This window comes from Enterobacteriaceae endosymbiont of Macroplea appendiculata (genome assembly GCF_012571605.1).
Taxonomy (GTDB): domain Bacteria; phylum Pseudomonadota; class Gammaproteobacteria; order Enterobacterales; family Enterobacteriaceae.
In genome coordinates this window covers 339,873-360,197 of record NZ_CP046220.1, presented here as the reverse complement: position 1 = coordinate 360,197, position 20,325 = coordinate 339,873, and the positions used below count along the sequence as shown (strand labels likewise).

Sequence of the window (20,325 nt, the reverse complement as noted above, 5' to 3'; positions counted from 1 at the left end):
TATGTTCTTTAAAAATTAAAATTAAATTATTGTAATATTAAAGTGTTAATTTGTTATAAAATATCTTTTTTATAACATTTCATTATTACAAGACGATTGTGGGTTGTAAGGTTAAGTAAATAAGCGTATACGATGGATGCCTTGGCAGTCAGAGGCGATGAAGGACGTACTAATCTGCGAAAAGCGTCAATAAGTTGATAAGAAACGCTATTAATTGACGATTTCCTAATGGGGTAACCTAATACATGTAACTATGTATTATCATTATTTGAATATATAGAATAATGAAGCGAACCAGGAGAACTGAAACATCTAAGTATCCTGAGGAAAAGAAATCAATAGAGATTTTCTTAGTAGTGGCGAGCGAAACGGAAACAGCCCAAAAGAAAGATATACATTAAAATTATGATAATAGAAATATTTGGAAAAATATACGATACAGGGTGATAGTCCCGTATATGAAAACATGATATTAATATTCTTAAAGAGTAAAACGGGACACGTGAAATCCTGTTTGAATATAGGGGGATCATCCTCTAAGGCTAAATACTACTGACTGACCGATAGTGAACTAGTACCGTGAGGGAAAGGTGAAAAGAACCCCGGTTAGGGGAGTGAAATAGAACCTGAAATCGTATACGTACAAGCAGTAGGAGCATATGATTTAATGTGTGACTGCGTACCTTTTGTATAATGGGTCAGCGAGTTATATTTTGTAGCAAGGTTAACTGTATAAGGGAGCCGTAGGGAAACCGAGTTTGAATAGAGCGTTAAGTTGCAAGATATAGACCCGAAACCCGGTGATCTAGCCATGGGCAGGTTGAAGGTAAGGTAATACTTACTGGAGGACCGAACCGACTAATGTTGAAAAATTAGCGGATGACTTGTGGTTAGGGGTGAAAGGCCAATCAAACCGGGAGATAGCTGGTTCTCCTCGAAAGCTATTTAGGTAGCGCCTCGTGTAATTCGTATTCGGGGGTAGAGCTCTGTTTCGGTTAGGGAGTCCACCAGACTTACCAATCCGATGCAAACTACAAATACCGAATATCGTTATCACGGGAGACACACAGCGGGTGCTAACGTCCGTTGTGGAAAGGGAAACAACCCAGATCACTAGCTAAGGTCCCAAAGTTATAATTAAGTGGGAAACGATGTGAGAAGGCATAAACAGCTAGGATGTTGGCTTAGAAGCAGCCATCATTTAAAGAAAGCGTAATAGCTCACTAGTCTAGTCGTCTTGCGCGGAAGATATAACGGGGCTAAATTATACACCGAAGCTGTGACAATAAGTTTTATACTTATTGGGTAGAGGAGCGTTCTGTAAGTCGTTGAAGATAGATTGTAAAATTTATTGGAGATATCAGAAGTGCGAATGCTGACATGAGTAACGATAAAATAGGTGAAAAACCTATTCGCCGAAAGACTAAGGTTTCCTATCCAACGGTATTCGAGGTAGGGTTAGTCGACCCCTAAGGTGAGGCTGAAAAGCGTAATCGATGGATAACAGGTTAATATTCCTGTACTTGGTGTTATGTGTGATGGGGGGACGAAGAAGGTTAAATTATCCAGGTGATGGTTGTCCTGGTTTAAGCGTTTAGATAAATTATTTAGGCAAATCCGGATAATTATTAATATTAAGGCGTAATAACGAGATACTTAATTGTATTGAAGTAATTAATACCATACTTACAAGAAAAACCTCTAAACGTAAAGTAACATTAAATCGTACTAAAACCGACACAGGTAGTCAGGTAGAGAATACTAAGGCGTTTGAGAGAACTCAGGTGAAGGAACTAGGCAAAATAGTGCCGTAACTTCGGAAGAAGGCACGCTGATAGTAAGTAACAAAATTTACTTTTGGAGCTGAATTCAGCCTAAGATAACGGCTGGCTGCAACTGTTTATTAAAAACACAGCACTGTGCTAACACGAAAGTGGACGTATACGGTGTGACGCCTGCCCGGTGCCGGAAGGTTAATTGATGAAGTTATCATTTATGAGAAGCTTTTGATCGAAGCCCCGGTAAACGGCGGCCGTAACTATAACGGTCCTAAGGTAGCGAAATTCCTTGTCGGGTAAGTTCCGACCTGCACGAATGGCGTAATGATGGCCAGACTGTCTCCACCTGAGACTCAGTGAAATTGAAATTGCTGTGAAGATGCAGTGTACCCGCGGCAAGACGGAAAGACCCCGTGAACCTTTACTATAGCTTGATATTGAGTATTGAATGTTGATGTGTAGGATAGGTGGGAGACTATGAAATACTAACGCCAGTTAGTATGGAGTCAACCTTGAAATACCACCCTTGAGTATTGAATACTCTAACCTAGGTCCGTGAATCCGGACCAGAGACAATGTCTGGTAGGTAGTTTGACTGGGGCGGTCTCCTCCCAAAGAGTAACGGAGGAGCACTAAGGTCAGCTAATCACGGTCGGAAATCGTGAGGTTAGTGCAAAGGCATAAGCTGGCTTAACTGTAAGAATGACGGTTCAAACAGGTGCGAAAGCAGGTCTTAGTGATCCGGTGGTTCTATATGACAGGGCCATCGCTCAACGGATAAAAGGTACTCCGGGGATAACAGGCTAATACCGCCCAAGAGTTCATATCGACGGCGGTGTTTGGCACCTCGATGTCGGCTCATCACATCCTGGGGCTGAAGTAGGTCCCAAGGGTATGGCTGTTCGCCATTTAAAGTGGTACGCGAGCTGGGTTTAGAACGTCGTGAGACAGTTCGGTCCCTATCTGCCGTGGGCGTTGGAAGATTGAAAGGAGTTGCTCCTAGTACGAGAGGACCGGAGTGAACGCATCTCTGGTGTACGGGTTGTCATGCCAATGGCATTGCCCGGTAGCTATATGCGGACGAGATAAGCGCTGAAAGCATATAAGCGCGAAACTTACCTTAAGATTATTCTTCCCTGGATATTTATTATATTTATAAATATCCCTAAAGGGACGTTAAAGACTATGACGTTGATAGGCTGGGTGTGTAAGCATAGCGATATGTTGAGCTAACCAGTACTAATAAACACCCGTGAGTCTTAACCTTACAACACCAGAATCGTTTTTAATAAATAATAAAATGATTATTATTAACAAATTAGACAATATCATAATTTAATTTTGTTTTTATTTTATCCCTAGTATATATAACGCAATGGTACCACCTGAATCCATTCCGAACTCAGAAGTGAAACGTTGTTGTGCTGATGGTAGTGTAGGGTTTCCCTATGTTAGAGTAAGTAAATACTAGGGATATAGTATGATAATATAGTTATTTATAAAATAAAGTTTATGTTATCTTTAAAAACTTTTTTTTAAATAACATGTATTTTATGCCGGTTTAGCTCAGATGGTAGAGCAACTGACTTGTAATCAGTAGGTCACCAGTTCGATCCCGGTAACCGGCATGGTAAACATAATTATATATTTTTGGTGGGATACCCAAGTGGTTAACGGGAGCAGACTGTAAATCTGTCGTTTTTAACTTCGTAGGTTCGAATCCTACTCCCACCACCACCATATATAATACATTATATATTTATTATTAATTATTAAATTGCAGACATGGTATAATGGGTATTACTTTAGCCTTCCAAGCTAAAAATACGGGTTCGATCCCCGTTGTCTGCTCCAAAAAACATATATCATTCATTCTCAATATATTAGCTGGTATAGCTCAGAAGGTTTTAGAGCACGCTCTTGGTATGAGCGAGGTCCCCAGTTCAAATCTGGGTATCAGCATATATTTAATACATATGTACTTATATAGTAAATTAAGTTATTTTTTTGTTAATTAATATATTTAAAATAATTGTTTAGGCAAAGGATGTAAAAATGATAGTGTTACAAACACAAAAAGATAATTCTACATTAAAATGGTTTTTATCTTTTTGTAAAATTAACAAATATTCTGCTAAAAAAATTTTAATACATCAAGGACAAATTATTAAACATTTATTTTATATTATTAAAGGTAATGTTATAGTTTTATTAAAAAATAGTATCACTAATAAAGAAATAATATTATATTATTTATATACAGGAAATTTTATTGGAACATTAGGAATTTTTAATAAAAAATATCAATATAGCACTACTACGATCCAATTAAAAACAGAATGTGTCATTGCATCGATATCATATAAAAAATTTTTCCATATTATTAATATTAATAATGATATTATTATTAATATTGCTTTACAAATTGCAGATAAATTAGATTATATATCTACTAAATTTGGTAATTTAGTTTTTTTAGATGTAATTAATAGAATTACAATCGCTTTATGGCATTTAGCAAAATCTCCAGTAGCTATTACACATCCAGATGGAATGCAAATTAGGATTACTAGACAAGAAATTGGTAAAATTGTTGGATGTTCACGAGAAACTGTTGGCAGAAAATTAAAAATTTTAGAACAACAAAATACTATTTCAGCACATGGTAAAACAATTATTGTGTATGGCGCACGTTAGTTGTAAATAATTTATTATTTTAAACCTAATTTATGGTAAATTTTATTTAATATAACTAAAGCTTTTTCATTTGCTTTTTCTGAACCATATTTTAAAATATTATTTAAATAATTTTCATCTTGTCGGTAAAAATAATACTTTTCACGTAGTTTGTTTAAAAAATAATTTAAATGTTCAATAATATATTCTTTAAAAAAGTAATATGTTTGTCCATAGAATTTTTTTTCTAGTTTTGATATTGATGTATTAGTAATATGACTTAATATATTTAATAAATTTGAGATTCCTGGTTTATTTATTAGGTCGTATTTAATTACTGGCGGTTTATCTGAATCTGTGATTGCATGCTTAATTTTATATATAATACTTGTAGTATTATCTAATAAACTAATAATATTGTTTGTATTTATATCTGTTTTAGACATCTTTTTTGTAGGATTAGATAAAGACATAATACAACTACCATGTTGATTAAGTATTATTTCTGGTGTAATAAATACATTACCATAAATATTATTAAATCTTTTTGCAAGGGTACGAGTTAATTCTAAATGTTGTATTTGATCTTTACCAACAGGTACTTTATGTGCACCATATAATAAAATATCTGCAGCCATTAAAATTGGATAGTTAAATAAAGCAACAGCATTAGTATTATTACAATGATATTTTTCTTTAAATTGTGTCATTCTATTTAATTCACCAAACTTAGTAAAACAATTTAGAATCCAATGTAATTGTGTATGTTGTGGTACATGTGATTGTGCAAAAATAATACTTTTTTCGGGATTGATTCCACACGCTAATAATATAGATAATGTATCTAAAATATTTTTGTTTACATTATGAATATTTTTGATCACTGTTAGAGAATGTAAATCAGCTATACAGTATATACACAAATATTTTTTTTGTAATATTTCCCACTGACTTAAAGCACCTATATAATTACCAATAGTTAAAATTCCAGTTGGTTGTATACCACTAAATACTGTTAGTTTGTGTAACATAAAATTTTTCTCATAAAAAATTATTTAATAAATATCTTTTTTTTAATATATTTAATAGTTTGTATGTAAGGCATAGTATTATTAAAAATAAATGATCCAATAACTAATATATTAGCACCACAAATTACTATTTTAGAAATATTATTGATATTAATACCACCATCAACACTCAATAAAATTTTATTTGTCTGTTTTTTTACTATATTGTTAATATTTTGTATTTTATTATAAATAACAGGTAAAAATGTTTGTCCAGCATAACCAGGATTTACGGCCATAATTAAAATAATATCTATTTTTTCTAATACATAATCTAAATAACTTAAAGGTGTTGTCGGAGTTAAAGCTAAACCTACTTTACAACCACATTGTTTAATTAAATTAATACTACGATCTACATGATATGTATTTTCAGGATGGAAGGTAATATAATCTGCTCCTGCTTGAGCAAAAGGAATAATAAGATTATCCACTGGTTTTGTCATTAAATGTACATCAATAATAGAATTAATGCCATAATCTCGTATTGCTTTTAAAACTGTTGGCCCTATAGTAATATTAGGAACATAATGGTTATCCATAACATCAAAATGTATAATGTCAGCTCCTGCGTGAATAACATCATTTATTTCTTGGCCCAAACAAGCAAAATTAGCAGATAGAATTGACGCGGCTATTAAACATTTAGTCATATAAGTTTAGTCTATTACAATTAATTTTTTTTGTGTTTATGATTATAAATTTATATTTTGTATTTTTTGTATAGCATTCAGAATCATATTTTCAGTTATATTATAAATAATAGCTTTTCCTATTTCTACTGGAATAATAATGCGTATATTATTTTTTAATATTTTTTTATCTCTATAAATATATTCTAAATACTGTTCTGCATTCATATTTGACGGACTGTGTATAGGTAATGAATATTTTTGGAATATATTAATAATTCTAATAGTATCTTGATGTTGTAATATTTTTAATTCTTCTGCAATTAAGGTTGCAATAATTATACCTACTGAAACAGCTTCACCATGTAACCATGTATAATTCATTTTTGCTTCTATAGCATGTCCAAAAGTATGTCCTAAATTTAATAATGATCTATGATTATGTTCATATTCATCTTTTATCACTACTTTAGTTTTTAATGAACAACATTTTTTTATACAATAATTAATTTCTTTAGGACATAAATTTAATATTTTATTTACATTTTTTTCTAACCAATTAAAAAAAAATTTATCTAAAATAATACCATATTTTATTACTTCAGACATTCCAGAAATAAATTCTCTTTTAGATAAACTGTATAAACAATCTAAATTACTAATTACTGCTATAGGTGAGTAAAAACTGCCGATCATATTTTTTCCTAAAATATGGTTTACTGCTGTTTTTCCTCCAATAGCAGCATCTACCTGTGCTAATAGAGTAGTAGGTACTTGTATAAATTTTATGCCTCTTTGATATAAAGCAGCAGCTAAACCAGTAATATCGCCAATAACACCTCCACCTAAACCAATTAATATAACATCTCTATTATAATGATTTTTTAATAAATATGTAAAAATTATATTTAGAGTTTGTAATGTTTTGTATTGTTCTCCTTCTGGTATAAGAACATAATTAGTTTTTATATTCATTAAATTCAGTTGTTTAGTGAATTTTATAAAATATAAATTAAAAATAGTATCATTAGTTATAATTACTATTTGACAATTTTTTGTTAAAAAATTAAATGATTCTTGTTTATTAAATAAATTAAAACCTATGTGTACAGGATATTGTTGTTTTTGTGTTGATACCATTAAAGAATACATATTTGTAATCCTTAAAATATTTATAATATATTTAAATATTATCTAATAAATGTACTAATTGATTTGCAACTATCTTAGCACTATGTTCATCTGTTGCAATGGTAATATCTGCTATACTAGCATATAAATGATTTCTATCTTTAGCTAAAGTTTGAAAAAATTTTTTTTGTGATATTAGATTTTTTTGTTTATGTAATAAAGGACGTTTTTTATCTCTTTTTGTTCTGTTTAATTGTTGTTCTATAGTTGTGGTTAAATATATTACAATACCTCTAGAAGATAATATTTTTCTTGTTTCTTCTAATAAAATTGAACCTCCACCAGTTGCTAAAATAATACCTTGTTTGTGAGTAACTTCATTAATAATTTTTTTTTCTCTTTGTCTAAAACCTTCTTCTCCTTCAACATCAAAAACCCAACTAATATCAGCACCAGTACGACGTTCAATTTCTTGATCAGAATCGAAAAAATCCATATTTAATAAATGAGCTAATTGCCGTCCAATAGTACTTTTCCCAGCACCCATAGGTCCTATTAAAAATATATTTCTTTTTTCTGCCATTTTATCTCTATTATTTAATAAGTTAATTTAAATATCTATTTGTGATTTATAAATTTTTATATTATTAAAAATAAAAAAACTATATATCATTAAATATTTTTAATATCATGTTTAAATATATTTAACGCTAAATAGCTATAACAATATTTTTAACAATAGTCATTATTACTATTAATACATAACATTTTATGTTATAAAGCTATTTTTCTTATAATTCTAAGATAAGATAATAATTATATTATCTTATCAAAGAAATATTATATTATATTATAATATAATATATTATATGGATAAAGATAAAAAATAATTTATATTTTTAATAAATTGATTAGGATTATCTAATGTACCTTTTTCTGCTAAAATAGCTTCTTCCAATAATAAATTAATAAATTTAGTTAAATTATTTTCATCAGTAATATTTAAACTTTTTTTAATTAAAACATGATGTGGATTAATTTCAAAATTATACTTAATTTCTGGTGTTTTCTGTCCAGCAGCAGCAAATAATTTTGCCATTTGTGTACTCATTTCATTTGTATCAGTAGTCACAATAGCTGGTGTATTAAGTAATCTATTTGTTAAAGATACCTTTTTAATTTTATTACCTAATATTTTCTGTATTTTCTCTAAAAGAGGTTTAAATTGTTTTTCTATTTTTACAGTATCTGTTTTATTATCTTTATTAATTAACTCATTAAGTGTATCATCTTGTTTACTAATAGATTGTAATTTTTTACCTGAAAATTCCGTAATATAACTTAACATCCATTCATCAATATGATCTGTTAATAGTAGAACTTCAATATTTTTTTGAATAAAAAATTCTAAATGTGGACTACTAATTGCTGTATTATAATTATCTGCTGTTAAAAAATATATGTTATTTTGTCCTGAGATCATTCTATCTACATAATTTTGTAATGAAACTGTTTGTTGGTTATTATTATTATATGTAGATGCAAAACGTAATAATTTATTAATAAGATCTTTATTATTAAAATCTTCAGCAGGTCCTTCTTTAAGAACTAAACCAAATTTATTCCAAAAAGTATTATATAAATCTTGTGTCTCCGTAATTTTTAATAACATGTTTAAAACTTTTTTTGTTAACATTGTTTTCATATTACGAATAACAGTATTATTCTGTAAAATTTCTCTAGAAATATTTAATGGTAAATCATTAGAATCCACTAAACCACGTATAAATCTTAAATATTTAGGCAATAGTTGTTCAGCATCTTCCATGATAAATACACGTTGTACATATAATTTCAATCCACTTTTATAGTCACGGTTTCTAATATCCCACGGCACATTAGAAGGAATATACAACAAACTAACATATTCTTGTTTGCCTTCTACTCGATTATGACTCCAATATAAAGGATCAGCAGAATCATGTGTTAGTTGTTTATAAAATTCTTTATATTCATTATCACTAATATCATTTTTATTACGTAACCATAAAGCTTGGGCTATATTAATCTGTTCCCAAATATTTTTCTTTAGTTTTTTATCAAAAGTTTCAATTTCTATTGGTAAAGCAATATGATTAGAATATTTGCTAATAATATTTTTAATACGCCATGTATCAAGAAATTCATTAGCATTATCACGAATTTTTAATATAATACTAGTTCCTCGTGTTTTTTTTGTACAATAAGTAATATTATATTCTCCTTCGCCTTTGGAATGCCATAATACTCCTTGAGTATATGATAATCCTGCTGCTCTTGTTTTTACTAAAACTTCATGTGCAACAATAAACGCAGAATAAAATCCTACACCAAATTGTCCTATTAATTGAGTATTTTTATCTATATTATTTTGGTTGTTTTTAATAGATTCAATGAATTCTTTAGTTCCAGATTTGGCAATTGTACCTAAATTTTCAATAACTTCATTATACGTCATACCAATACCATTATCATGGATAGTTAATGTTTTTTCTTTTTTATCTATTTGAATTTGTATTTTTAATAAAGAATTATTTTCGTATAAATCATTATTTGATAATGCTGCAAATTTTAATTTATCAGCTGCATCAGAAGCATTTGATATTAGTTCTCTTAAAAAAATTTCTTTATTTGAATATAAAGAATGTATCATTAAATGTAATAATTGTTTTACTTCAGATTGAAATTGTTTAGTTTTTGGTTTTTCCATTACTTTAATCCTATACAATAAATTAAAATTATGTTTTTCTATCTTAAAAAGAACATTTTAAATATACATGATATTTTACACAATTACTTATGAAAATAAGTAATAGCTTCTAGTATAATTTTTTCAAAACCAATTTGCGGTGTAGGATATAAATATAAGTTAATTTTACCATTAATAAAAATTTTATTTAAAAAAATAATATCTGCTATTGTAAAAATATCTAATAATTTTTGATAATATATTTCTTTCATATCTATATTTAAATTATGTAAAATATTTTTGTTATCTTGTATATGTAACATTTTGATTTTTAAAATATTATGTAACAATAACAATATCTTTGTAATAATATTTTCCCAATCAACATAAAAAGCACGTATGTGATCCATTAAATCAAAAACTTCATTATTAGATTTATGTTTTAAAGCGTTTAATAATAAGTAAAGATACTTATTATCAATAATACCTAATATTGCACGTAAATTTTTAGTAGATAAATCACCCATAGCAATTAATTGATTTGTTAAACTTAAAGCATCTCTCATACTGCCTTTTGCAGTATGAGCTATTATAGGTAGTATGTTTATATCAAAACATATATGTTCTAAATCAAGAATATGTTTTATTTTCTTTATAATTAAATTATCTTCAATTAATTTTAAATGGAATTGTATGCATCTTGATTGTATTGTAATAGGTATTTTATGTAATTCAGTAGTGGCAAATACAAATTTTACATGTTGTGGTGGTTCTTCTATGATTTTTAATAAAGCATTGAAACTATGTTTAGATAACATATGAAATTCATCAAATATATATATTTTATACCTACTTTGTACAGGTAAATAATTAATTGTATCTAAAATATCTCTAATATCTTCAACTTTAGTTTTAAAAGCTGAATCTAATTCAATAACATCTAAAAGCGTACTATTTTTAATATTACAACAAATATTACACTGATTACATGGTTTATTTGTAACACCTTTTTTACAATTTAAACCCATAGCAAAAATTCTTGCTAAAGTAGTTTTACCAATACCTCTACTACCAGATAAAATCCATGATGGATGTATTTTTTTTGTAGCTAAGCTATTTTTCATTGCTTGTACTACATGTTCTTGTCCAATAACATCATCAAAATTTTGTGGACGCCATTTACGTGCTAATACTTGAGAATTCATATGTATTAAATATATTACCATTAACATATTTAATAATATATTATAAAAAGAAAATAACGCAACTATTCTTTTAACACATATTGTTTTTACTACAGCTGCTTCTTTCCAGACCTGACTGGGTTTGTAAAAATAATATTGTTTAAAATAATTACGTTACTTTTCATAATTATAAAATAATATTGTAAATAAAGCAATAATTATTTTTAATAATTTTATTTATGATAACTAATAACATTAATATTTTTTTTAACTATAATTTTTTTATGAAAATGAAAATATACTATATGTTGTCCTAAATATTTAATAGATCCTTTTGGCAAAATAACAATATTTTTTTCTATATTAAAATTCATATTTTTTAAAGCTAAAATAATATTTTTTTTATTAATAGAACCAAATAATTTACCTGTTTTGCTTGCTCTAGACTGAATAGTAATATGTTTTATATCAGTCATTTTTTTTGCTTGTATTTCTGCATTTTTAAAACTTTGTAATTGTTTAAATTTAAAATCTTGTATTTTATTTTTTAAATAATGTATATTTTTTTGTGTTGCTAATATACCTATATTTTTAGGAATTAAATAATTCCGGGCATATCCTGGCTTAACATTAATTATTTCAGATTTTTTACCTAATCCTATAAAATTATCTAATAAAATAATTTGCATAATAATATATTACTCATTATTGATGTTGATCAGTATAAGTTATTAAAGATAAATATCTTGCGATTTTAATAGCTTTAGATAATTGTCTTTGATATTTAGCTTTTGTTCCTGTAATTCTACTAGGAACGATTTTCCCACTTTCAGTAATGAAATTTTTTAAAATATGTATATCTTTATAATCAATTTCTTTGATTTTTTCTGCTGTAAAACGACAAAATTTACGACGTCTAAAATAACGTATCATATTACATTCCTATAAATTTTATGTAAATAATAAGTAAATAAAATATATATTTCTATCAAAATACTAGATTCTTTTGTTTTGTGCTTGCCGTTCATTTTTAATTTTTAAAATAGATGAGATAGTTATACGATTTGTTTTTGTTTGCATAATAAAATATCTCATAATAAATTCATTGGTTTTAAATTTTTTTTCTAAATGTATTATAATATTATTTGTATTTTTTAACATGATATTTATAAGGATATAATGTGCTTTTTGCATTCTGTTAATAGGATATGATAATTGTCTTCTACCCCAATCTTCTAACCTTGTTATAGATCCCTGCTGTTCTTGAATATAATTTTTATATATTGTAATAAAATTATTAATTTTTTCACTTTGATCCGGATGTATCATTAATACTATTTCATAATATTTCACATTCATATTCCTTATGAGTTAAAATTTTAAGTATTGATCACTACAAAATTATTATTTAATATACTTAACAAGTGTTTAATATAGATTAATTATAGTATAATCCAATTACATAAGCATTATAAATGTATAACAATATTATCCTTATAAAGGTTAAATACTATGTTAAAAGATAGTTGGCAACATTTTTTACATAAAGAAAAAAAAAAGATTATTTTATAAAAATTATTCATAAAATTAATACAGATATTTTACAGGGCAAAATTATTTATCCTCCTAAAAAATATATTTTCAATATATTTAATATAATAAATTTATATCAGTTAAAAATAGTTATTTTAGGTCAAGATCCTTATCATGGTATAAATCAAGCTCATGGTTTAGCTTTTTCTGTTATGCCTAAAACTAAAATTCCGCCTACATTAAAAAATATTTATAAAGCTATACAATACGATATACCAAAATTTTATATACCTAATCATGGTTATTTAATAGATTGGGTAAAACAAGGTGTAATGTTATTAAACACTATACTAACAGTAGAACAAAATCGGCCAAATTCACATGCTAATATTGGTTGGGAAATTTTTACAAATAATGTTATTAAAGTAATTAATCAATACTGTACTCATATAGTATTCCTTTTGTGGGGGCAAAAAGCACATCAAAAAAATATTTTAATTGATAAAAACAAACATCATATATTATGTACTTCACATCCTTCACCATTTTCTTTTTATAAAGGATTTTATATATGTAAACATTTTTCTCGTGCAAATAACTACTTGCAATCTCATAATATTACTCCTGTAAATTGGTTCATAAAACCTATCATATAAATAATAATATATACAAATGATAAATACTTAATGATTTTATTTATGTAAGATATACATTATATTTATACAGAGATAATATTCAAAAAATTAATTATATCTCAAATAGATATGTTTACATAAAGGTAAAATGAATAATGAAAAATATAGGTTTTGCAGGATGGCGTGGTATTGTTGGATCAGTTTTACTAAAAAGAATGTTATATAAAAATGATTTTCATAATACTAAAATATTTTTTTTAACTACTTCACAAGTAGGCGAACAATGTCCTCAATATAAAAATATTAATATACATCCAACGTTACAAGATGCATATAATCTTCAATTATTATTATCCTTAGATATAATTATTACATGTCAAGGTAGTGAATATACACGTATTGTATATCATAAATTGCATGAACATGATTGGAAAGGTTATTGGATAGATGCAGCATCATATTTACGTTCATTACCATGCTCATGTATTGTATTAGATCCAATTAATTTACATGTAATTAAAAAAAAAATAGATATGGGCATTAAAACTTTTGTAGGTGGTAATTGTACTGTAAGTTTAATGTTAATGGCATTAGGAGAATTATTTAAACAGGATATGATCAAATGGGTTTTTGTTTCGACATATCAAGCAATATCAGGTGCAGGTACTAAATTTATACAAGAATTATTATTACAAAATAAATTTATTAATGATCATATACATAATATTATTAATGATAATACGTTAAATATTTTAAAATTAGAAAGAAAAATTGCTAGTATTATGCAAAATGAATTATTTCCTAAAAAACATTTGACTATCCCATTAATTAATAATGTCATTCCATGGATAGATCAAAAAATGAATAATGGGCAAACTAAAGAGGAATGGAAAGGTCAATTTGAAACAAATAAAATATTAGATAATAAATCTATTACACCCATAGATGGAATCTGTGTTAGAGTACCTACATTGCGTTCTCATAGCCAATCTTTTATGATAAAATTAAAAACAGAACTATCAATTAATAATATTACTGAACTTCTTCAATTACATAATAAATGGGTAAAAATTATTCCTAATGATTATACAAATACAAAAAAATATTTAACACCTCAAGCTACAAATAATACACTAAATGTTGCAATTGGTAGAATAAAAAAATTAAATATAGATAAAAATTGTTTTTCTGCATTTACAGTAGGAGATCAATTATTATGGGGGGCAGCTGAACCATTAAGAAGAATATTTAAATTATTAACAAATATAATTTAAAAAATTAGTATATTTTTATCTTGTTTTTTTTATTGTTTATCAGTAATATTTTATAAATAAGATAACAGTTTATCTTATTTATATACATAGAAATTTTATAATTTTATTTTGGAGTAGACAATGCGATTTTTGAATAAAAAGTTATCAATATTAGTTGTATTGATTTTAACTGTGAGTTTAAATGTACCTATGTTAAAAGCATCTGCTTTAAAAAATATCAGTTGGTGGAGTAGTAAAACAAAATCCACAAATACTAATTCTAAAAAAGATAATTCGCAATTATCACAAAAAACAACAGATACAGTTGTAGATGATAAATTAGATAATAAGGCAGTAGAACATCAAGATAATACTACTAATGATAATAAATTAGAAAAAACTTTAAAAAATCATTTTGTTGGTTCAACAAATATTATCAATACAGAATCTTTAAATAAGCAAGGTAATAATTTAATAAATTCTATTAAAAATGATAATATAACTAATAGTTATAATAGTAGTGATATTAATAAAGAAGAACTAATCATACAAAGTGAAGAACAAAAAGTATCATATGCATTAGGTGTTTCTTTTGGACAATATTTACAAGATTCTTTTGATGAACAACAAAAACTTAATATTGTAGTAAATAAAAAATATGTATTACGTGGTATACATGATGTCTTAGAACATAAAGAATTATTAATTCCTGCAAAAGAAATACAAAAAATTTTACAAAAATTTGAATCTGATGTAAAAAATTCTACAGAGAACTTTGTAAAAAATCAATCTAAAGTAAATATAGTTGCAGGTAAAAAGTTTGTTAACCAATTAATTAAAAATAAAAAATTCAAAAAAACACGTACTGGTCTTGTATACAAAATATATAGAAAAGGTAAATTACAACTTCCTAAAAAAGGAAAAATATTTGTCAAAGTAAATTATATTGGTAAATTAATAAGTGGTGTTGAATTTGATAATACTTATATTCGTAAACAACCATTAATTATGGATTTACATAAAACAATACCTGGCTGGCAAGAAGGATTAAGACTTATTGGTAAAGGTGGGAAAATAACATTAGTAATTCCATATAATTTAGCTTATAATCATGATGTAATTACTGGCATTCCTACGAATTCTACACTTGTTTTTGATATTGAATTATTAGATTTTAAATATAATGTTAGTTCTTTTAACCGTCAACAACATCATAATAAACATAATATAGTACATAAAAAATTATTACATGCTACTAATGTTAAAAAACATAAACATAATAAAAATATAGTAAAAAAATCACATCAAAAATAAAATTTTTATAATAAAAAATGATAAATATCATTACATAATGATATTATGTAAGATCATTCTTCTTATACTTGTAGTTAATATTTAATCTTTATAAGGTACTTTATATGATTTTTGTGTTATTAGTAACAAAAGCACCATTTAATGCACAGAATGCTTATTCTGCATATTGTTTTGCTGAAGCATTATTACTACAAGGTAAACATTATTTAAAAAACATATTTTTTTATTGTGATGGTGTATATAATGCTAATAACAATTTTATTACTAAAGATAGATTAAATTTAACACAGCTATGGATAGAATTAAGTATAAAATATAATATAGAATTATTTATATGTGTAAAATCTCTGGTTCAAAGAGGTTTGGAATGTGAAAAAATTTTATATAAACAAAATAAGCATTTTATGTTAATAAATAGTAATTTTAAAATTACTAATTTAGTAACATTAACAAATTTTATATTATCGTGTGATCGTTTCGTACAATTTTAATGAATAATGTAGCTATTATTTTTTCTAAAGCACCATATGGTAATAATTCTGGACAAGAAGGACTAGATATTGTTATTTCTATATCCTCATTTATTGAGGATATAGCATTATTTTTTATATCTGATGGTGTTTTACAAATTAAATCACAACAAAAATCAAGAAATGTTTTTTTACCTAATAATAGTTTAACATTTAAAATGTTACTATTATGTAATATAAATAAATTTTTTGTATGTGAAAAATCAATGAATATTTTAGGAATTAATGATAATATAGATAATTGGGTTATACCTGTAAAATATATACAACCCAATTTGTGGAACAAATGTATCAGTCATTATGATATTATTATGAATTTTTAACAAATAAATCGTACTACTATGTTGTATATTTTATCAAATTCACCGTTATGTTGTAATTTTGTTCTATTGTTAGATATTTTAAATAAAAATGATGATCTTATATTAATACAAGATGGTGTTTTGGCAGGTCTATCTAATAGTATTTTTTATAAAAAAATAAGACATATGAAATATCAAAAACAATTATCTATATTTGCTATACAAAATGATATTGTAACTAGAGGATTATTAAATAACTTTAGTAAAGAAATTATTATTATAGATTATAAACAGTTTGTTGATTTAACCGTTAAACATAAACAACAAATATTATGGTCATAATGTTTAAAAATACATATACATAATTCCAATATACATTATATAATAACTTTATAATATAATAATATTACAATAGGATTTTATTTAATGGTAACAATTAATCAGTTAGTACGTAAACCTAGAACTAGAAAAAAAACAAAAAGTAATGTTCCAGCTCTAAATTCTTGTCCACAAAAACGTGGTGTATGTACAAAAGTATATACTACTACTCCTAAAAAACCTAATTCTGCCTTACGTAAAGTATGTAGAGTACGTTTAACAAATGGTTATGAGGTAACATCTTATATTGCTGGTGAAGGACATAATTTACAAGAACATTCTGTAGTTTTAATTAGAGGTGGTAGAGTAAAAGATCTACCAGGCGTACGTTATCATACTATTAGAGGTACATTAGATTGTTCAGGAGTAAAAAATCGTAAAAAGGGCCGTTCAAAATATGGCGTTAAACAAACTAAATGATATTTTAATTTAATATAGTAAATATGGAAGACATATTATGCCTCGTAGACGTATTATTAGTCAAAGAAAAATTGTACCTGATGCAATATTTTCATCAGAATTATTGTCAAAATTTATTAATATTATTATGTTTAATGGTAAAAAATCTATAGCAACAAATATTGTATATTCTGCATTAAAAATAGTTTCTGAAAAAAGATCTATGAATATTATAGATGTTTTTAGTAATGTATTAGAAAATATTAAACCCATAGTAGAAGTTAAATCTAGAAGAGTAGGTGGTTCTACATATCAAGTACCAGTAGAAGTACGACCTACTAGAAGAAATACTCTTGCTATGAAATGGTTAGTACATGCAGCTAGAAAACGTAATGAAAAATCCATGATTTTAAAATTAGCACATGAAATGTTTGATGCAATAAATAAAAAAGGTAATGCAATTAAAAAGAAAGAAGAAGTACATCGTATGGCAGAAGCGAATAAAGCTTTTGCTCATTATCGATGGTAATTATCATACATAAGTTATGAATGGACATTTTAAATATAAAATATATATTGTTTTACCATGTTAATATGAAAAACTAATATTTGTGTTTTATATATTATAATCAGAGGTTTCATATGAGTCGTACTACTCCTATCACACAATATCGTAATATTGGTATTAGTGCGCATATTGATGCGGGTAAAACTACAACTACCGAGAGAATTTTATTTTATACTGGGGTAAATCATAAAATAGGTGAAGTTCATGATGGCGCAGCAACTATGGATTGGATGGAACAAGAACAAGAAAGAGGTATTACTATAACATCTGCCGCAACTACAGCATTTTGGTCAGGAATGTTTAATCAATATAATGTACATAGAATCAATATTATTGATACTCCAGGACATGTTGATTTTACAATAGAAGTAGAAAGATCCATGAGAATATTAGATGGTGTTGTAATGATTTATTGTGCAGTTGGCGGCGTACAACCTCAATCTGAAACCGTATGGAAACAAGCTAATAAATATAAAGTACCTAGAATTGCATTTATAAATAAAATGGATCGTATAGGAGCTAATTTTTTTCATGTTATAGAACAAATAAAAAATAATTTATCTACAGTTGCAATACCATTACAAATCCCTATTGGTTCCGAAGAAAAATTTATAGGTATTATTGATTTAATTAAAATGAAAGCAATGTATTGGGATGAAAAAAAATATGGCATAAATTGTTATTACGATATAATACCAAAAAAAATGACAAAATTATTTCAATTTTGGCGTCAAAAACTTATAGAAGCAGCAGTAGAAACAGACGATTATTTAATGGAAAAATATTTTAATAATAATGATATTACAGAAAAAGAAATTAAAACTTCATTAAGAACAAGAGTATTAAAAAATGAAATTACATTAATTACATGTGGTTCTGCTTTTAAAAATAAAGGTGTACAATCTTTATTAGATGCTATTATTGATTATTTACCTTCTCCTATGGATATACCGCCTATTCAAGATATATCTAAGAAACAAAATTTAATACGGAAAAATCATGATAATGAGCCATTTGCTGCATTAGCATTCAAAATTGCTAATGATCCTTTTGTTGGTAATTTAACTTTTTTTAGAGTATATTCTGGTACAGTAAATAGTGGAGATATTATTTTAAATTCTATTAAAAAACAAAAAGAACGCATTGGCAGATTAGTACAGATGCATGCTAATAAAAGAGAAGAAATTAAAAAAGTTTATTCGGGCGACATTGCTGCTGCTATTGGTTTGAGAAATGTTACTACAGGTGATACTTTATGTGATATACAAAATAATATTATTTTAGAAAAAATGGAGTTTCCAGAACCTGTTATTTCTATTGCCATAGAACCAAAAACTAAAATTGATCAAGAAAAAATGGGTTTAGCGTTAAATAGATTAATTAAAGAAGATCCGTCTTTAAGAACTTGGATAGATAAAGAAACAAATCAAACTATTATTGCTGGTATGGGAGAATTACATTTAGAAATTATTGTAGATAGAATGAAAAGAGAATTTAATGTTTCTGCAAATATAGGTAAACCCCAAGTATCTTATCGTGAAACTATTAAAAGTAATGTTTATAATATAGAAGGTAAATATATTAAACAAACAGGAGGTCGTGGACAATACGGTCATGTTGTTATAGATATATCACCATTAGAATCAAATAAAAATAATGTTAGTTATTTGTTTACTAATGATATAAAAGGTGGTGTAATACCTAGTGAGTATATTACAGCGATAGATAAAAGTATACAAGAACAACTAAAATCAGGTCCAATGGCTGGGTATCCAGTAGTAAATATAGCAATAAGATTACATTTTGGTTCATATCATGATGTAGATTCTTCAGAATTAGCATTTAAATTAGCTGCATCTATAGCATTTAAAATGGCGTTTAAACAAGCCAATCCTGTACTATTAGAACCTATTATGATAGTAGAAGTTGATACTCCAGAAGAGTATATGGGTGATGTTATTGGAGATTTAAACCGTAGGAGAGGTATAATAGAAGGTATGCGTCATATTGCTAATAGTCATATTATACGTGCTTGTGTCCCATTATCAGAGATGTTTGGATATGCTACTAATTTAAGATCGTATACACAAGGAAGAGCTTCTTATACCATGGAATTTTTTAAATACACTGAAACACCACATAATATTGTAAAAAATATTATAGAAACAAAAAACATATAATAAATATATATTATTTTAATAAATTTTTTAATCA

General features: G+C 26.5%; 19 protein-coding genes, 4 tRNA genes, 2 rRNA genes and 1 other RNA gene. 16 read left to right on the top strand and 10 right to left on the bottom strand.

Annotation, left to right across the window (positions count from 1 at the left end):
- The first annotated feature begins 109 nt into the window (after nt 1-109).
- The 7 genes from GJT86_RS01780 (at nt 110) to GJT86_RS01750 (ending at nt 4,475) form a co-directional block, all read left to right on the top strand.
- Nucleotides 110-3,045, top strand: a 23S ribosomal RNA gene (locus tag GJT86_RS01780).
- 90 nt (nt 3,046-3,135) lie between these two features.
- Nucleotides 3,136-3,251: ribosomal RNA gene (gene rrf / locus GJT86_RS01775) — 5S ribosomal RNA — on the top strand.
- Nucleotides 3,252-3,333: 82 nt separating this feature from the next.
- Nucleotides 3,334-3,406, top strand: a tRNA-Thr gene (locus tag GJT86_RS01770).
- 24 nt (nt 3,407-3,430) lie between these two features.
- A tRNA-Tyr gene (locus GJT86_RS01765) sits at nt 3,431-3,515 on the top strand.
- 42 nt (nt 3,516-3,557) lie between these two features.
- Nucleotides 3,558-3,632, top strand: a tRNA-Gly gene (locus GJT86_RS01760).
- A 32-nt stretch (nt 3,633-3,664) separates the two neighbouring features.
- A tRNA-Thr gene (locus GJT86_RS01755) sits at nt 3,665-3,740 on the top strand.
- Between the two features lie 96 nt (nt 3,741-3,836).
- On the top strand, nt 3,837-4,475 hold the full coding sequence (locus tag GJT86_RS01750; protein ID WP_168920663.1) for a cyclic nucleotide-binding domain-containing protein: 639 nt from the start codon (nt 3,837-3,839) through the stop codon (nt 4,473-4,475).
- Nucleotides 4,476-4,489: 14 nt separating this feature from the next.
- On the opposite strand, the gene trpS is transcribed toward GJT86_RS01750, so the two are convergent.
- The 10 genes from trpS to rpsF all read right to left on the bottom strand — a co-directional run bounded on the left by trpS (nt 4,490) and on the right by rpsF (nt 12,552).
- Nucleotides 4,490-5,485, bottom strand: coding sequence for a tryptophan--tRNA ligase (gene trpS, locus GJT86_RS01745; RefSeq protein ID WP_168920563.1), 996 nt, complete (start codon nt 5,483-5,485; stop codon nt 4,490-4,492).
- A 20-nt stretch (nt 5,486-5,505) separates the two neighbouring features.
- Nucleotides 5,506-6,177: a ribulose-phosphate 3-epimerase gene (gene rpe, locus GJT86_RS01740; RefSeq protein ID WP_168920562.1), complete on the bottom strand. Its 672-nt coding sequence runs from the start codon at nt 6,175-6,177 to the stop codon at nt 5,506-5,508.
- A gap of 42 nt (nt 6,178-6,219) precedes the next feature.
- Nucleotides 6,220-7,308, bottom strand: a complete 1,089-nt coding sequence (gene aroB, locus GJT86_RS01735) for a 3-dehydroquinate synthase (protein WP_168920561.1) — start codon at nt 7,306-7,308, stop codon at nt 6,220-6,222.
- 31 nt (nt 7,309-7,339) lie between these two features.
- Nucleotides 7,340-7,870 carry a shikimate kinase AroK gene (gene aroK / locus GJT86_RS01730; RefSeq protein WP_168920560.1) on the bottom strand — a complete coding sequence of 177 codons (531 nt, stop codon included), beginning with the start codon at nt 7,868-7,870 and terminating at the stop codon, nt 7,340-7,342.
- 282 nt (nt 7,871-8,152) lie between these two features.
- Nucleotides 8,153-10,036 carry a molecular chaperone HtpG gene (gene htpG, locus GJT86_RS01725; RefSeq protein ID WP_168920559.1) on the bottom strand — a complete coding sequence of 628 codons (1,884 nt, stop codon included), beginning with the start codon at nt 10,034-10,036 and terminating at the stop codon, nt 8,153-8,155.
- A gap of 83 nt (nt 10,037-10,119) precedes the next feature.
- A complete protein-coding gene (dnaX, locus tag GJT86_RS01720; protein WP_168920558.1) occupies nt 10,120-11,247 on the bottom strand; it encodes a DNA polymerase III subunit gamma/tau in 1,128 nt (375 codons plus the stop codon).
- 28 nt (nt 11,248-11,275) lie between these two features.
- Nucleotides 11,276-11,372: signal recognition particle sRNA small type (gene ffs / locus GJT86_RS01715), an RNA gene on the bottom strand.
- 60 nt (nt 11,373-11,432) lie between these two features.
- Nucleotides 11,433-11,888, bottom strand: coding sequence for a 50S ribosomal protein L9 (gene rplI / locus GJT86_RS01710; protein ID WP_168920557.1), 456 nt, complete (start codon nt 11,886-11,888; stop codon nt 11,433-11,435).
- A 16-nt stretch (nt 11,889-11,904) separates the two neighbouring features.
- Nucleotides 11,905-12,132 carry a 30S ribosomal protein S18 gene (gene rpsR / locus GJT86_RS01705; RefSeq protein WP_168895690.1) on the bottom strand — a complete coding sequence of 76 codons (228 nt, stop codon included), beginning with the start codon at nt 12,130-12,132 and terminating at the stop codon, nt 11,905-11,907.
- 63 nt (nt 12,133-12,195) lie between these two features.
- Nucleotides 12,196-12,552, bottom strand: a complete 357-nt coding sequence (rpsF, locus tag GJT86_RS01700; protein WP_168920556.1) for a 30S ribosomal protein S6 — start codon at nt 12,550-12,552, stop codon at nt 12,196-12,198.
- 215 nt (nt 12,553-12,767) lie between these two features.
- Here rpsF and ung point away from each other — a divergent pair, with 215 nt between their 5' ends.
- From ung to fusA, 9 genes are all read left to right on the top strand, one after another.
- Nucleotides 12,768-13,388 carry a uracil-DNA glycosylase gene (ung, locus tag GJT86_RS01695; protein WP_168920662.1) on the top strand — a complete coding sequence of 207 codons (621 nt, stop codon included), beginning with the start codon at nt 12,768-12,770 and terminating at the stop codon, nt 13,386-13,388.
- Between the two features lie 131 nt (nt 13,389-13,519).
- A complete protein-coding gene (gene asd, locus GJT86_RS01690) occupies nt 13,520-14,641 on the top strand; it encodes an aspartate-semialdehyde dehydrogenase (protein ID WP_211080493.1) in 1,122 nt (373 codons plus the stop codon).
- A 129-nt stretch (nt 14,642-14,770) separates the two neighbouring features.
- Nucleotides 14,771-15,934 carry an FKBP-type peptidyl-prolyl cis-trans isomerase gene (gene fkpA / locus GJT86_RS01685; protein ID WP_168920554.1) on the top strand — a complete coding sequence of 388 codons (1,164 nt, stop codon included), beginning with the start codon at nt 14,771-14,773 and terminating at the stop codon, nt 15,932-15,934.
- A 104-nt stretch (nt 15,935-16,038) separates the two neighbouring features.
- The gene (gene tusD, locus GJT86_RS01680) at nt 16,039-16,425 is read left to right on the top strand and encodes a sulfurtransferase complex subunit TusD (RefSeq protein WP_168920553.1); all 387 of its coding nucleotides are present in this window, start codon (nt 16,039-16,041) and stop codon (nt 16,423-16,425) included.
- Nucleotides 16,425-16,787: a sulfurtransferase complex subunit TusC gene (tusC, locus tag GJT86_RS01675; RefSeq protein WP_168920552.1), complete on the top strand. Its 363-nt coding sequence runs from the start codon at nt 16,425-16,427 to the stop codon at nt 16,785-16,787. The genes tusD and tusC overlap by 1 nt, the downstream gene beginning before the upstream one ends.
- A gap of 18 nt (nt 16,788-16,805) precedes the next feature.
- A complete protein-coding gene (gene tusB, locus GJT86_RS01670) occupies nt 16,806-17,108 on the top strand; it encodes a sulfurtransferase complex subunit TusB (protein WP_168920551.1) in 303 nt (100 codons plus the stop codon).
- A gap of 84 nt (nt 17,109-17,192) precedes the next feature.
- On the top strand, nt 17,193-17,564 hold the full coding sequence (gene rpsL, locus GJT86_RS01665) for a 30S ribosomal protein S12 (protein WP_168895683.1): 372 nt from the start codon (nt 17,193-17,195) through the stop codon (nt 17,562-17,564).
- A 37-nt stretch (nt 17,565-17,601) separates the two neighbouring features.
- Nucleotides 17,602-18,072 (top strand): 30S ribosomal protein S7, encoded by a 471-nt coding sequence (rpsG, locus tag GJT86_RS01660; protein WP_168920550.1) that lies wholly within the window; start codon nt 17,602-17,604, stop codon nt 18,070-18,072.
- Between the two features lie 113 nt (nt 18,073-18,185).
- Entirely contained in the window at nt 18,186-20,291 is a 2,106-nt protein-coding gene (gene fusA / locus GJT86_RS01655; RefSeq protein ID WP_168920549.1) for an elongation factor G, read from the top strand.
- Nucleotides 20,292-20,325: the final 34 nt, after the last annotated feature.

What these genes read in the sequence shown, in the direction of transcription:
- trpS (WP_168920563.1), bottom strand. Translation starts at nt 5,485, where the DNA reads ATGTTACACAAACTAACAGTATTTAGTGGTATACAACCAACTGGAATT.
- rpe (WP_168920562.1), bottom strand. Translation starts at nt 6,177, where the DNA reads ATGACTAAATGTTTAATAGCCGCGTCAATTCTATCTGCTAATTTTGCT.
- aroB (WP_168920561.1), bottom strand. Translation starts at nt 7,308, where the DNA reads ATGTATTCTTTAATGGTATCAACACAAAAACAACAATATCCTGTACAC.
- aroK (WP_168920560.1), bottom strand. Translation starts at nt 7,870, where the DNA reads ATGGCAGAAAAAAGAAATATATTTTTAATAGGACCTATGGGTGCTGGG.
- htpG (WP_168920559.1), bottom strand. Translation starts at nt 10,036, where the DNA reads ATGGAAAAACCAAAAACTAAACAATTTCAATCTGAAGTAAAACAATTA.
- dnaX (WP_168920558.1), bottom strand. Translation starts at nt 11,247, where the DNA reads ATGTTAATGGTAATATATTTAATACATATGAATTCTCAAGTATTAGCA.
- rplI (WP_168920557.1), bottom strand. Translation starts at nt 11,888, where the DNA reads ATGCAAATTATTTTATTAGATAATTTTATAGGATTAGGTAAAAAATCT.
- rpsR (WP_168895690.1), bottom strand. Translation starts at nt 12,132, where the DNA reads ATGATACGTTATTTTAGACGTCGTAAATTTTGTCGTTTTACAGCAGAA.
- tusD (WP_168920553.1), top strand. Translation starts at nt 16,039, where the DNA reads ATGATTTTTGTGTTATTAGTAACAAAAGCACCATTTAATGCACAGAAT.
- tusC (WP_168920552.1), top strand. Translation starts at nt 16,425, where the DNA reads ATGAATAATGTAGCTATTATTTTTTCTAAAGCACCATATGGTAATAAT.
- tusB (WP_168920551.1), top strand. Translation starts at nt 16,806, where the DNA reads ATGTTGTATATTTTATCAAATTCACCGTTATGTTGTAATTTTGTTCTA.
- rpsL (WP_168895683.1), top strand. Translation starts at nt 17,193, where the DNA reads ATGGTAACAATTAATCAGTTAGTACGTAAACCTAGAACTAGAAAAAAA.
- rpsG (WP_168920550.1), top strand. Translation starts at nt 17,602, where the DNA reads ATGCCTCGTAGACGTATTATTAGTCAAAGAAAAATTGTACCTGATGCA.
- fusA (WP_168920549.1), top strand. Translation starts at nt 18,186, where the DNA reads ATGAGTCGTACTACTCCTATCACACAATATCGTAATATTGGTATTAGT.